Annotated in this window: 9 protein-coding genes; 6 read left to right on the top strand and 3 right to left on the bottom strand. The window is 46.6% G+C overall.

The window, feature by feature from the left end; genetic code table 11:
- Positions 1 to 144 precede the first annotated feature (144 nt).
- The 5 genes from ACH19P_RS02660 (at position 145) to ACH19P_RS02640 (ending at position 6249) form a co-directional block, all read left to right on the top strand.
- A complete protein-coding gene (locus tag ACH19P_RS02660; RefSeq protein WP_462156978.1) occupies positions 145 to 2433 on the top strand; it encodes a TonB-dependent receptor in 2289 nt (762 codons plus the stop codon).
- 149 nt (positions 2434 to 2582) lie between these two features.
- Positions 2583 to 3239 carry a response regulator gene (locus ACH19P_RS02655; protein ID WP_462156977.1) on the top strand — a complete coding sequence of 219 codons (657 nt, stop codon included), beginning with the start codon at positions 2583 to 2585 and terminating at the stop codon, positions 3237 to 3239.
- A gap of 202 nt (positions 3240 to 3441) precedes the next feature.
- Positions 3442 to 4611, top strand: a complete 1170-nt coding sequence (locus tag ACH19P_RS02650) for a PepSY-associated TM helix domain-containing protein (RefSeq protein WP_462156976.1) — start codon at positions 3442 to 3444, stop codon at positions 4609 to 4611.
- The gene (locus ACH19P_RS02645) at positions 4608 to 5075 is read left to right on the top strand and encodes a hypothetical protein (protein WP_462156975.1); all 468 of its coding nucleotides are present in this window, start codon (positions 4608 to 4610) and stop codon (positions 5073 to 5075) included. Before ACH19P_RS02650 ends, ACH19P_RS02645 begins: the two co-directional genes overlap by 4 nt.
- Positions 5076 to 5229: 154 nt before the next feature.
- Complete coding sequence (locus tag ACH19P_RS02640; protein WP_462156974.1) at positions 5230 to 6249, top strand: hypothetical protein; 1020 nt, start codon at positions 5230 to 5232, stop codon at positions 6247 to 6249.
- Positions 6250 to 6272: 23 nt separating this feature from the next.
- On the opposite strand, the gene ACH19P_RS02635 is transcribed toward ACH19P_RS02640, so the two are convergent.
- Complete coding sequence (locus ACH19P_RS02635) at positions 6273 to 9710, bottom strand: PAS domain-containing hybrid sensor histidine kinase/response regulator (RefSeq protein ID WP_462156973.1); 3438 nt, start codon at positions 9708 to 9710, stop codon at positions 6273 to 6275.
- Positions 9711 to 9831: 121 nt separating this feature from the next.
- On the opposite strand from ACH19P_RS02635, the gene ACH19P_RS02630 reads away from it, so the two are divergent.
- A complete protein-coding gene (locus tag ACH19P_RS02630; protein ID WP_462156972.1) occupies positions 9832 to 12786 on the top strand; it encodes a DUF3857 domain-containing transglutaminase family protein in 2955 nt (984 codons plus the stop codon).
- A gap of 8 nt (positions 12787 to 12794) precedes the next feature.
- Here the strand turns inward: ACH19P_RS02630 and ACH19P_RS02625 are convergent, their stop codons facing one another.
- Together ACH19P_RS02625 and ACH19P_RS02620 are read right to left on the bottom strand one after the other, a co-directional pair.
- Positions 12795 to 13406, bottom strand: a complete 612-nt coding sequence (locus ACH19P_RS02625) for a 1-acyl-sn-glycerol-3-phosphate acyltransferase (protein ID WP_462156971.1) — start codon at positions 13404 to 13406, stop codon at positions 12795 to 12797.
- A gap of 476 nt (positions 13407 to 13882) precedes the next feature.
- Positions 13883 to 14206: a low molecular weight protein tyrosine phosphatase family protein gene (locus ACH19P_RS02620; RefSeq protein ID WP_462156969.1), complete on the bottom strand. Its 324-nt coding sequence runs from the start codon at positions 14204 to 14206 to the stop codon at positions 13883 to 13885.
- Between the last annotated feature and the right edge of the window lie 105 nt (positions 14207 to 14311).

Genomic DNA, 14311 nt, shown 5'->3' with positions numbered 1-14311 from the left:
ACTAAGGTACTAACCCCCTCACTGTGTTTTTGCCCTAAAGTCACAATTAATTAATGTTTTTAAAACAAACCCATACCGTGACACCCTATCGTGACAATCTCTGTGATAGCGTACTCGGATAATGAAAATAACAGGGGATACAGGATGAACACACTAACCTTACGCCGCTCTAGTCTAGCCTTAGCGATTGGTGCGGCACTCACAAGTGCACTTGCAAGCTCAACAGCATTCGCTGAAGAGGCGGTAAAAAAAGCAGAACTAGAGCGTATTGAAGTCACCGCTCGTAAAACCGTAGAAAATTTGCAAGAAGTACCGGTTGCCGTTACCTCAATTGGTGAAGCGCAACTACAAGAAAACGGCATCTCAGTGATGACTGAAGTGCAACAGTTTTCACCTAACACGACGCTACAAGCGAGCCGCGGTACCAACTCAACTATCACAGCGTTTATCCGTGGTGTAGGCCAGCAAGACCCGCTATGGGGTTATGAGCCTGGTGTCGGTATCTACATTGATGATGTATACGTAGCGCGCCCTCAAGGTGCGGTGCTTGACCTACTGGATGTACAACAAATTGAAGTACTTCGTGGTCCACAAGGTACGCTTTACGGTAAAAACACTATCGGTGGTGCGATTAAATACGTTACTAAAGAAATGTCGGGTGACACGACTTTCAACGTTGAAGGCACGGTTGGCAGCTATAACCAACGTGATTTAAAAATCACCGGTCAAATCCCCCTGATTGATGAACAACTTTACGTGGGTTACGGCTTCGCGACGCTCAACCGTGATGGTTTTGGTGATTTCATTACGTCTGATTTAGACAATCAAGACCGCGAAAACTACAACAAAGACCTCACAGCTGCACGCGTTACCCTTGAGTACCGTCCAACAGACAACCTGTTTTTCCGCCTAGGCTGGGATAAAACAGACGATGACTCAAACTCAAAAGGCGGCTATCGCTTGCTACCAAGTTTGCTCACTGACGCACCCGTGCCAGACAGCGTGTATGACTCATACACCAGCTTGCCAACGTGGAACAAAGTTGAACTTGAAGGCTTGAGCCTAACAGCACGCTGGGACATGAGCGATTCAACCTCAGTGAAATATATCGGTGCTAAGCGCGAGAGCTACTCACCGACAAACATCGACTTCGATAACACTTCTATTCGCATCTTCGACGTACCAGCAATCTACGACGATGAACAAACAACTCATGAATTGCAGTTAAACCACCAAGGCGACAACTACAAGTTTGTCTCTGGTTTGTATTACTACGATGGTGAGTCATGTGGTCAGTTCCAAGCTATCTTGGAAGAGCTGGGTAAAGTACTTGGCGCACCGGGCCTCACACGTGAAGTAAGCGGTTGCAGTAACTCAACTAGTAAAGCTGCTTACATTCAAGGTAGTGTGGATTTATCTGAACAGTGGTCAATGACCCTAGGCGCTCGTTATACCCGCGACAGTAAAGAAGCTGTGGTTAATAACGGCCTAATCTTCGACACCGTGTACCCTGAATCAGGTTGGGTACCTGGCTATGTTCGCCCTGAAGGACAGCTTGTTCCTACCGTACTTGATGATGAAAAAGATTGGTCACGCTTCACGCCTCGCGTGGGGGTTGAATACCAACACAGCAACGACCTGATGTTCTTCGCAAGCTACGCGCAGGGCTTCAAGTCAGGTACGTTTAACCCGCGCGCCCAAACAGCTGAGCCAGCAGCCAACCCTGAGATTGTTGACTCGTTTGAATTAGGTATGAAGAGCGAGTGGAACGACAACCTACGTGCGAACGTGACCTTATTCTCACTGGATCACAAAGACCGTCAGTACATTTCTGTATTACCGGGTGACAGCTCTGCGGATTTGAATCAGCGCTTGGGTAACATCGGTAAATCAACAGCAAATGGTGTGGAAGTAGAACTTAATTATGTCGCTACTGACGCATTGAGCTTTGATGCATCCTTAGGTTACATCGATTCAGACTTCGAAGAAGTAATTGATTATGACAGCGCCGGCGTGGCGTTTGATAAATCGGACCGATTCACCATTTCAAATACGCCAGAGCTAACCTTCAACCTAGGTGCGACTTATCGCTTATACACTGACCACGGTGATTGGGTATTCAACGGTAACTACTACTACCGTGGCGACTATGTACTGTTTGAAGAAGACAGCCTGTTAACCCAAGACAGCTATGGCCTACTTAACTTCAGTGCTAACTGGTACAGCACAGACGGCAAATGGCGTGTGGGCGTGCATGCGAAGAACTTAACGGATGAAGAATACATGATTGGTGGTTACCAGTTCGTAACTCCTGATCCTTCAGATCCGAGCGATGTAAGTAAATACACACCGGGCCTAGGTGGTGATAATACGTTGATTGGTTACTACGGTGACCCGCGCACTATCTCACTCACGGTTGGTTACAGCTTCTAACTAGAACGGGAACAAAGGTGGCTTGGCTTCCCCCCGCCATTACGGGCCACCTTTTCTCCTCCTTTACACCGCTTTTTGTGCAACTCAACGCAGACCCTTGCCGCACAAAGCAAAATCCCCTATAACGTGGAGCTAGGAGTTTAATTAGGATGCCAAGTGTGCAAGCAATCATTGCCGACGATCACCCGCTATTCAGAAGTGCCTTGAAACAAGCCGCAGCGCAAGCGATGGCCGATGAACCCATTTTAGAGGCCAGTGATCTGGAGGAACTCTTCAACGCACTTGAACAACACCCTGAAATTGAACTGGTCTTCCTTGATTTAACCATTCCCGGTGCGAAGGGCTTGGAAGGACTTGCAAGGCTGCGAAACCAACACCCTGACATTCTGGTGATCATGGTCTCTGCCAATGAGCACCCCAGCATTATTGAACAATCAATGGCGCTCGGTGCCAGTGCCTATATTCCAAAATCGTCTTCTTTGGATGTGATCAGTGAAGCGATTGCTCAAGTCATTGAAGGTGAAAACTGGTTGCCTCCTCAAACCGACATCTGCACTGACGATGACAGTGAACAAGCACAGTTTGCCCGCAACCTAGAAAAACTCACACCACAGCAATATCGCGTTTTGAGTATGATTGCCGATGGCATGCTCAATAAACAAATTGCCTATGCTATGTCGATTCAAGAAACCACGATTAAACAGCATGTATCAGCAATTTTGAAAAAGCTTAACGTGTATAACCGCACTCAAGCGGGCATTTTATTTAATCAAATGGCCACGGTCGCAGAAAGCGAGCAAAGCTAGTCTCCTAATAACGATAATGTATCAAGCTGCTCTCCTGCATGTAGAGTGCGCTGTCACACTCGCCAGACACTTCCCCTAAAAAGCCCAAAAATGTTTCATAATCTTTCCTTTTACTTATAATATAATAGGAATCATTCTCGTTATCAGTTTCAATATTACTGTTACCCAATAATCAATAGTTCAACCGGAGTTAAACGCCGACATGGGCAAAAAGAAAATATCGAATCGCTTTTGGTTTCAATTGCACGGCTGGTTTTCTCTGCCTGTCTGGGTATTGTTTTGTTTTATTTGTATCACGGGCACATTGGCCGTATTGAGTCATGAACTGACTTGGCTCACCAATGAACACGCACGCGCCGTTAACCCTAATAACGTGCCGCAAAAAAGCATAGACGAATTAGTGGCCCGCTTTGAAACCCAGTATCCCAGCGCCCACGTTACCTCGATAATTAGCCGCGAACCTTACCTCGTGAAAGTGATTAATTTCACCGATACCGACAAGCCCATCGCGCAAGCCTACGTGAACCAATACACAGGCGAAATACAGCAAATCGTTACGGATATGACCTTTATCGACTTTATGCGCGCACTGCATGGCTGGTTACTGTTTCCGTGGCAACAGGGCTACAGTATCGGCTATTACCTAGTCAGTTTGATGTCGATTTTAGTCTTGGGCGCCCTAGTAACCGGCTTAATGGTGTATAAGAAGTTTTGGCAGTCTTTCACTCGCCCTAAATTACGCACTGGCCAAGGTAGCCGAACCACCTTGAGTGACTTGCACAAACTCGGCGGCGTTTGGTCTATCTGGTTTTTAGCGGTGATGGGCATTACCGGAATGTGGTATTTAACTCAGGCGATTTTGTGGCACACAGAAACCGAATTTGAGCCGCACCCCGAGCCCATTGCCATTAGCGATGTGCCTTTGAACAATGCAGGGTCAGTGAAATACTCAGTGGAGTTAAAACAGGCGCTAGACGTAGCCAAACTCACTTACCCAGAGTTCAATCCCAGCTATATTGCGATGCCTGAGCACCACCGCGATACCTATAAATTGGCAGGAAGCGGTGGTGAAGTGTTTTACGACCAATACAGCTACATGGTAGCGGTTAACCCGTGGAATGCTGATGTTGAGGATTCGTTTTCCCCCCAAACCATGGGCACGTTGCAAACCTTTATGCACATTGCTGACCCATTACACTTTGGCACCTTGGGCGGCATTTGGACTAAAGTTATTTGGTTTATCTTTGGCCTCATTCTCAGCGGTATGTCTATCACGGGCTTCTATATGTGGTATTTGCGCGTCATTAAAAAACCGACACGCAACAAAGCAATTAGCACCACCGAAACCACTTTACAGGAGACCTTGTCATGAGCCGTAAAAAAGTCACTGTCGTTAAAAAATACAAGTATGTGATTAACGCCTTAGTGCTGATTTTACCTGTGATTTATTTGTATCAATCATTGAATCCAGTGTTCCCACCTGTGCTTGAAACCAAGACTTTAGGCGAGTACAGCATCACGCCAATGCCTTACACGGAAACTGCGCCTTACCAACACGACGGCGTGTATGTAAAAGACTTCTTATTGATGTTTGAAGAAGGCGATGTTGCCAATATTCGCCAAGCGTACCTGAATATCGCAGCGCAACCTCTGCCACTGAACAAGCTAGAACATGAAGAAATGGGAATTCTTCATGGCACGCCTCATGGCCAGCATGTGCATGCGCTGACGAGTGAATCTTTGCGCGCTAGCGACAAGATCTGGCTTACGCTGCAGCAATGGGATGGCAGTGTCGAGACCATCAGTTGGGATATACCTGAAAACCTACTACCTTAAGTTTTATACTCCTCATTAAACGGAGCTTACACAGTTAAGCTCCTCTTCTAACCATCACACTTCTCGCAACAAAGCACTTGTCTGCATCGTTAACAGTACGTTAATCTGGGCTGTACTAAAAAAATACACAACACCTAATAAATGGAATTAGATCATGACGTTACGGATAAATCTTTTCGTCCCGCTCGCCCTAGTGTGCCTAAGCGGCTGCGCATCGTATGTTGCTGATGAAATTACTCGCCCAAAGGAAATGTCTTCAGTAGATATGTTTTCGGGATTCGCCAACATCACAGCGCTGTGTGGTGAAACTGGCGAATGTATCAACGCTATTGAGTTGGCTCACCCAGTGGACACCCCCACATTTTCATTGTCTTTCGATGGTAAAGTGAACAACAACCATAAGATTTGGCGATACGAATTCAGAGATTCTGGAGATGATGACGCTAAAGAAGCCGATAACAATCTGATTGTGCTATTCCCAGGTTACGGGCACAGTGAAAACATACTGTTTTTCCTGCAAAAATGGCTCCATTTTACAACAGGTGCCAAAGTGTATGTCATCCAAAGTGCAAATAGAGCAGAGCACTTTCAATTTGGTCTCGATAGTGTCTCTCCCATCGTTTCCCTGATTAACCGAGAACAGCCAAAAAATGTAAAACTGATCGGTTTTTCAATGGGGGCCGTGGCTGCACATGCTGTTGCACGTCGGGTAGGGAATGCCGAGCTGCACCTTGTGGCCCCAATGACTAACTTTGAGCAATCGACTTTGGGGATATGGGACTTTTTGGCACGAGACTCGTTATACAGATTCTTTGTTTCGCAAGAGACGTTAAAAGACGCGGTTGGGCTCGTGCATGAAAGAGCACAGTTCTCAGCACAAGACATTGATATCACACGCGCTGCACCGAGCTCATCAACGCCTGCTCATATTTATATATCATCCAGCGATTCAGTCACGCCCGCACAAAATTGGCAGGGCATTGAATCCAACGCTTGGCAGTTTCATGAATATGCAGGGTTGAATCACCTTGAGATGGTCACCCTGTTACAAAAAGATTTGTTTTTGACTTTTGCTGCAAACCTACTAGGTAAAGAACCCGATGCCGCTGACATCGCTACCTTTGGCCTAATTTGTGACGCGAATGATGAAGCCTGTATGAGCCAAGAGTTATAACTCTTGGCTCACTTTTATTACCGTTATTTTGGTTTTAAGCGCTTGAGCATACGCTTGAGGGCAGGCGTTTTAAGTGGCTTATAAAGCAGTGGATAGCCACAATCACTCACGCGCTCACGAATGGCCTCATCGTGATTAGCGGTGTTGATCATAATCGCCATATCCCCGATTTCCAGCGCATCTATAACTTCCAGACCTGTCACGCCATCATCGAGCTGATAGTCAGCAATCAGAATATCAGCCAAGCCCTTTGCTTTGAGCTCCCGCAGTTCATTTTCATTACGGGCAATGTCAATTTGACAGCCCCAGTTCTTAAGCACCTGCGACAGCGCTGAAAGTACATTTTCATCGTTGTCCAACAACCAAATATGAATACCCGCAAGTTGGTTATCTGCATTACGTTGCTCGATTGGCGCAGCCACATCTGCGACCGTTTGCTCAAAATACGGCAGGGTAAGCGTAAATTGAGTGCCTTTACCCAGCTGTGAGCCCAGAGTCATGGTGATGTCGAGGGCATTACAAATACGCTGACTGATGGCTAGGCCCAAGCCCAGGCCCTGCGCTTGCTCTTTGCCATGCAACTGTTTGAACTCTTCAAAGATAAGCTCTTGATCTTGCTTGGCAATACCGGCTCCAGTGTCTTCAACCATGATTGACAATTGATTGTCGTGGCACTCACACAGCACGCGAATTTCACCTTGCTCTGTGTAACGAATAGCATTACTCAGCAGGTTACTCAGCACACGCTTAAGTAAAGCTTTGTCTGTTTTGAGCAATACTTCGCAGCCTTGCATCTTGAAAGCGAGGCCTTTTTCTTGCGCAAGGGCGCCATATTCACTGGCTAATGGTTCTAACAAGCTCGCGAGTGCGAAGTCGCTGCAATTAACTTTAAATGAGCCTGATTCCAGCTTCGTCAGTTGCAAAATACTGGAGAGCAAGTCTTCTGCACTGGCCAGTGAATTGCGAATGTTATTCGCTAACTCGGCTAACTCAGTGCCTTGTGCCTTTTCACTCATCAATGAGCAAAATAAACTCGCCGCATTGAATGGCTGCAACAGGTCGTGGCTGGCGGCAGCGAAAAAACGTGTTTTACTTTCTGTGGCAAATTCAGCTTGGCGTTTAGCCGCCGCAAGAGCATGGTTGGTAGTAACGAGTTCTGAGGTGCGCGCCGCAATTTTCTCTTCAAGGTTCATATTGGCTTGTTCGAGTTCGCGTTGCTGGCGCACAAAGTCGGTGATATCCGTGTAGGTCGTTACGAAACCGCCGCCAGGCAGCGGATTGCCTTGCATTTCAAAGACCCGTCCATCGTTGTGCTCACGGCGATATTTATAGGCTGTACCACGGCGCAAGTGTTCAATCCGTTTGTTCACCTCCACATCGATATCTTGGTGCTCGAACATACCGCGCTGCGCGTTTAAACGAATTAACTCTGCCACGGGCCGGCCCACAGCAAGCACATCTTGCGGGTAGCCAAACATCTCCTGGTAACCTTGATTCCATGCCACCAGTTTAAGGTCGCTGTCCACTACACTGATGCCTTGCTCAATGTTTTCTATGGTGGCTTGCAGCAAGTCGCGGTTAAAGCGCAGAACCTGCGAGGCTTCATCCACAAACTCAGCGACTTGCTCGAACGGTTGACGTTTTTCGTCTTTGGCAACATCGAGAATCAAACGTGCGGATGCACCGCCGATGAGCGCTGACATTTCGCGTTCAACGCGCTCTTCGACACTGACCGGAGCTTGTTCTTTCCAGCGGTTTCGAGCAACTGGAAAGTACTTCTCCACCAGTTCAGTCGCGCGTTCTGGCTCACTAAATCGTTGCAGCAACAATGCAAGGTCCTGATAACTGAGGGCTATATTGGTATCACGCTCTTCAACGCTGCGCAGAATGAACTTGTTACTTTGCAAGCGCTCCGCCAGCTGCGCTGAACTTACAAATGGCACGGCCAAATACACCAAGGTATTCACCCCAAGAGACAGCAACACCGCCTGAGTTAAAGGATCAAGCCCAAGGGCAAAGAGATCGGTGGGTGCCAACCAAGCTATGTGCCATGGACCTTCATGCAACCATGAGACGTCGCCGAGCAACGCAGGCAATAGCAAGGTGTAAAACCAAATAGCAAAACCGCTCAAAATACCGAGCTGTGCACCGCGACAAGATGCTTTTGACCACCACAAGCCGATGATCATCGCTGGCGCGAATTGCGCTACAAGCGTAAACGACATAAGGCCCATGTTGGCGAGCGTGTTGCCTTCTGCAAGTACACGGTGACTGGCATAACTGAGTAGTAAGATAGCAACGATCACGGCGCGACGTGCATTCAACAACTTGAATTTAGACAAGCCGCGGTGCGAAGAACTGAGCTGTGAACGGCGCAATAAAAACTGGTTAATAAAGTCATTGGTGATCATGATCGACAACACGATGGTGGAGACAATCACCATACTGGTGGCTGCTGAAAAGCCACCCAAGAAGGCCAATAAAGACATAGCTGGCGCGTCGGCGGCAATGGGCAGGGCCAGCACAAAGGTGTCGTAGCCCACATCCTGACCTTGAAAATACACCAGGCCCGCATACGCAATTGGTAGAATAAAGAGGTTAATAAGAATCAGGTAGAGCGGAAACAACCAGCGTGCGGTTGCCAGTTGCTTTTCATTGTCGTGCTCGATAAACGCCGTGTGGAATTGGCGCGGTAAACACAAGGTTGCCAGTAGGCCTAACAACACATGCACCCAATAAACGTAAGTGGGGCTGGCAGTTGCTTGTACTTGCGCCGCGATTTCAGGTTGTTGCGCCGCTAAAAAGATTTCTTTGGGGGACTCAAACACACCAAAACAAATGAAGAGTCCCACAGCGATAAAAGCCAGAAGTTTAACCACAGATTCAAATGCGATGGAGGTCATCAAACCCGGATTATGCTCACTGGGACGAACCCTGCGCGCGCCGAACAAAATGGCGAATAACGCCAATGTGAGGGTGATGTAAAACGTACTGTCTTGCCAAAAATAATCACTTTGCCCACGCTGCATATCAGTGAGCATGGTGATGCTGGCACTGGTCGCATTGAGCTGCAGGGCAATGTAAGGAACAATTGCGATAACCGAAATAAACGAAACAAGGCCAGACAAGCGCGAAGACTGCCCATAGCGAGTCGCTATAAAATCCGCTAAAGAGGTGAGTTGCTGTTGGCGACAGACCCGTGCAATGCGCGTGTAAATTTGCCAACCGAAGATAAACAATAAAATGGTACCTGCATAAGTGGGAGCCAGCCACCAACCATTATTCGCGGCCTGCGCTGTGGTTCCATAGAATGCCCAAGAAGTACAATACACCCCCAGCGACAAGCCATACACCCAACCGCTCGAGCGATTTTTACTGAATTTATCGGCATACCATGCGACTGCAAACAAGACCCCAAGATAAGCCAATGCGATAAGACTTATCACTCCAATTGAGAACATAAGCACACGATTTATTGTTATTTTCCTGTTAGCATAACGTGTGGTGGATATAAAAACACCACTGACTTTAGTGTTACCCCGCCCGGGTACTCAGTCACACGGATGTTATAGAGCAATAATTATGATCAAAAATACTCTCTTATTCTTCACAGCACTTTTCCTGTTTGTCTGTCATTCAGCGAGTGCGAGCTACCAAATTGTGCCTACGCCGGCGTGGGTTAAGCCAGTCACCTTAGAGCAATTAGACAAAGAAACAGTTCCTCATGAACAGCTCTCCGACGGTGTGTATTACCGCCTTGTTGACGACCAGTTCAAAGTAAATGATGCTGATAAAGCCAAGCACTATATCCGCTATGCAATGCTGGCAACGAACCAAACGGGTGTGGAGGATATCTCTCAACTCAATTTAAGTTTCGACCCAACGTATGAGCAACTAGAGCTGCACCATCTGCGCATCATTCGCGATGGTCAAGTGATAGACAAACTGCCCACCGCACGCATGCAGGTGATCCAGCGCGAGCAAGAAGCTGAGCAACTCATTTACGATGGCAGCCAAACCCTCAATATTATTCTGGATGACGTGCGCCCCGGTGATTCACTTGATTATGCGTTTACACGAATAGGCAGAAACCCAATTTACCAAGGGTTGTTTGGTTATACGGCCCAGTTTGACTGGAGCGTACCGGTGGGCGAACAGAATGTACGTATGCTGTGGGCAAAGCAAGCACCTTTAAATATTACTCAACTTAACGGCGAGTTAGACGTACGCACGGAACACACACCCGATGGCATAGAGTACACGGTCAATGCGCGCACTTTGCCAACTAAAACCTACGACTCACAAACGCCAACATGGTATGACCCATACCATCTCGTCTTTTTGTCAGAGTTTGATTCATGGCAACAAGTGGTGAATTGGGCATTACCCCTGTACGAAAGTGCCCTATCGAATAGCGCTAACATCCAAGACATCGCGACGCAAATACGCAATGAGCATAACGACATAGATTCACAAATTGGCGCCGCTCTTAAATACACCCAAGACGAAATTCGTTACCTTGGCTTGGAGATGGGCGGCAATTCACACCAACCTACCCCTGCCGATGAAACTTTGCGCTTACGCTATGGCGATTGTAAAGACAAAACGGTGTTATTGATGAGTATCTTATCGGCCTTGGGGATTGAATCGCACCCAGCGTTGGTGAATACCGAAGTCACAAAAGGGCTTATAAATCTAGCGCCTGCATCCAATCGCTTTGATCACGTTTTAGTTACGCTTGAACACGATGGAGAACGTTTTTGGCTCGATCCGACCAACAGTTATCAAACAGGCTCACTCACCAACCTGAGCGAACCTGATTTTGGCTATGCGCTGGTTGTGGAGCAAGGTGAGACATCACTCACTCCCATGTTCAAAGAGGAGCCACTCATTCATCGGGCCATTGTTGAGCGATATAAAATACCCAGCGTCGGAGAAACAGAAGCCACGTTCAGCGTTCACTCCCATTTTCTGGATAAAGACGCCATTGATAAACGCCGTGAGATAGCAAATAAAGGCCTACAAAAAGCGCAGGAAGGCTACACAAATTACTATCAAGACTACTTTGCAGGCACTGAACACACCGGTTTGTTGAGTATTGAAGAAGGCCCTAAAAAAGGGGAGATAATCACCAAAGAAAGTTACGTCATTAAAGACTTTTGGACTGCAAACGAAAAAGAGTTACACGCCTATTTTTACGCAGATGACATTCGCGATGCAGTATACAAACCCGACGTCACGAACCGTATCAGCCCTATGTCTTTGCGCCACCCTTTTAATGTTGATTACACGATTGAGGTAGAGTTAAACGATCGGAACTGGCATTTCAACAACGAGGAATCACAGATAGACAACGACTTTTTTACGCTCGACTACTCGGTGCATTTTGCTGAAAAGTTACTCACGCTGAATTATAAATACCGAAGTAAAACAGACCATATTACCCCAGAGCGTATTGGTGATTACTTAAAAGAACAGGAAGCTCTTCAAGACGCAACAAACTATGGTATTCGCCAAGGAAGTAATGCTGTTACGAATACACAAGAGGTAGATGAAGAGTTTGATTTAGCCACTGCGATTGGCATATACGTATTAGCTGTTATTGGTGCGTTCACTATATTCATCACACTATGGCGCATTGAATCAGGAAAGCGTCCTCACTTTGAGGAGCAGTGCTATTTTCCAGTGACTGTGGTCAAGTTTTACGTGTACTCAATATTGAGTTTTGGCTTTTATCCTTTCTACTGGAGTTACCGAAACTGGCGCGCAATTAAAGAAGCCAATGATGAGTCGATGATGCCTATTGCCAGAGGCTTTTTTGGTGTTATCTGGTTCTATCCCCTGTTCAATCGTTTTGCTAATGAGAGCGAAGAACTTGGGAGTCGCAAACACCTTCCCGCAAAATGGGTCGCTGTGATGTTGGCAATTGCGGTTGTTGCTGCCAATGTTGCTGGCGAGTTTATCGACCAATTCACTCTCATTTTATTGTTGTTGCCGCTGCCTTGGGTACCTTTGGTAAACTACACCGCTTATTTGAACAGGCACAATGACGCACTGCCCTATCACAGCAAATGGCGTGCGCATCAGGTTGCGATCTCAATCGCTTTGGCCCCTCTTTTGGTTTATGTATCGATTTCAGACTTAGGGCTCACACCTCACTACGCCGTTGTTTCTGGCGAAAAAGTCTGGCAGCACGACAAGCGATTTATGATCCGCAAAGGCTTATTGAATCAAAACGAGAAAATTATCTACTTCTATTCCGACGCTACATGGAATATCCGCGAAGATGGTAATGGCATTACCGACAACGGCGTATTTAGCTACTATCGTGAAGACGGTCAACTATTTACCGAACATGCTAATTATGAAGACATTAGCGATATAAAACCCACATTCGACGACAGCGAATCAGGTTACACCTTGGTCGACATAGAACGCACCGATGGCACAAGTTTCCGGTTGATATTATCGGCAGAAGAAGAAGGCGACCACACCTTTGTACAAGAGATGAAGCGCCGCTGGCGAGAGCAACGCTAATGACAAAATTAGGTACGGTTGGCCTTGTGCGCCGTACCTGATAACTGCTCTGGGTATTTCGCCATTGTGGGTGAGAACTTGTGCTGCACCTTGAGCAACGTCTCCTCAATGTCTGTCACCACGATAGCGGGCATCACGATAAACTGCTTTGTGCTGTAGTCCAAAGCCATGGGCACAACTGGCACATTAGCCGCCTTGGCAATGTGTAAAAAGCCACTTTTCCATTGTGGCGTGTATTTGCGTGTTCCTTCAGGAGCCAGCCCAAGAATAAGGCTATCAGAGTTATCAAATAGTTCTTTTACCTGTCCTACCACACCATGCGATGAGCGCCTATCCACAGGTATGCCACCCCACTTGCGCAATAAAATGCTCAGCGGCCAAATGAAGATACTGTGCTTACCGAGATAACGAATACGCACTTGCAAGTGCATTTTCACCGCAATGGCGATAATGAAATCCCAATTCGATGTATGCGGCGCTACCGCAGCAACGAATTTACCCTGCTCAGGAAACTCACCCACCACTTGCCAGCCAAACCAATTTAACACTTTCGTGCCCAGCCATTGGCCGAATCGACTGTGGGTGCGAGGGATGTGTTCTGGGATTATCAGCTTATCCATAAATTAACAGGGGCATAGTTGGTAATCTTGTTAGATTGGCGCTAAGTACCTGTTTAGTCAATTTTATTCAGCTCTTGAGTCTGGCGTACTGGCACGTTCGAGCAAATTAGAATGTCCACTTAAAATTGGAGAGTGACAAAATTTAGATGACATCGCCAATTTAAAAAAGACATTCTAATTTGCTCACCCACTACGTAAAAAATTGGTTTATATACATCCAACTCAAGGCAAACTGTTAAAAATTATAGGGTTAGCTATCAAAAAGTCACGTTAAAAGTGACACTAAACCAATGTCACCTTAATTTATAGAAAGCCACAACTTTAAGCGACAGGCTTTATTTTTAGCAGACATTCAAATTTGCTGTTTTTTGACGACATTTACTGGCAGGGTACATTAAAATCAACATGATAATGCTCATCATCGCGCACCCAGAAGCCTTATAGAGGGCTGAATCTGGGCTGTGTGAATTGGCAAATCAGTGGATAAGTTGAGGGACTTTATTTGTGAGGATGTTCACTAAGGTCGTATCCATATATTCATAGTCGTCCGGTATGCCCAATGAAATCACATTTTTTTGTTGAAGCGCAGAGCCAAACTTATTCATCAGTTTCTTCTTATGCACTTTTTCCATAACGAAGATGTAGTCAGCCCATTCAATGTCCTCAAGGCTCACATGCACTTCGGCATCATTACTGATACCCGCCGAATACACTTCCCACCCATCAACATCGCTGAATACCGCCTCAGCAGTTGGGCTTCTTAATTTGTTTTTGCTACAGAGAAACAGGATTTTGATCATTGTTGAGTTGTCTTGTTGATTCGGGTTTATCATAGCATGGGGGGGGAAGTTATTGAGGTATTGTCGGGTCGCCGACGACTCTAAAAGATATAGTTGGAATAGTCA

Source organism: Pseudoalteromonas sp. GB56 (assembly GCF_054923835.1).
The sequence above is the reverse complement of the archived record's forward strand: the minus strand, read 5'-3'. Positions and strand labels throughout refer to the sequence as shown.

Coding starts and splice junctions, on each gene's coding strand:
- ACH19P_RS02640 (WP_462156974.1), top strand. CDS start 5,230: ATGACGTTACGGATAAATCTTTTCGTCCCGCTCGCCCTAGTGTGCCTA.
- ACH19P_RS02655 (WP_462156977.1), top strand. CDS start 2,583: ATGCCAAGTGTGCAAGCAATCATTGCCGACGATCACCCGCTATTCAGA.
- ACH19P_RS02660 (WP_462156978.1), top strand. CDS start 145: ATGAACACACTAACCTTACGCCGCTCTAGTCTAGCCTTAGCGATTGGT.
- ACH19P_RS02620 (WP_462156969.1), bottom strand. CDS start 14,206: ATGATCAAAATCCTGTTTCTCTGTAGCAAAAACAAATTAAGAAGCCCA.
- ACH19P_RS02630 (WP_462156972.1), top strand. CDS start 9,832: ATGATCAAAAATACTCTCTTATTCTTCACAGCACTTTTCCTGTTTGTC.
- ACH19P_RS02645 (WP_462156975.1), top strand. CDS start 4,608: ATGAGCCGTAAAAAAGTCACTGTCGTTAAAAAATACAAGTATGTGATT.
- ACH19P_RS02625 (WP_462156971.1), bottom strand. CDS start 13,406: ATGGATAAGCTGATAATCCCAGAACACATCCCTCGCACCCACAGTCGA.
- ACH19P_RS02635 (WP_462156973.1), bottom strand. CDS start 9,710: ATGTTCTCAATTGGAGTGATAAGTCTTATCGCATTGGCTTATCTTGGG.
- ACH19P_RS02650 (WP_462156976.1), top strand. CDS start 3,442: ATGGGCAAAAAGAAAATATCGAATCGCTTTTGGTTTCAATTGCACGGC.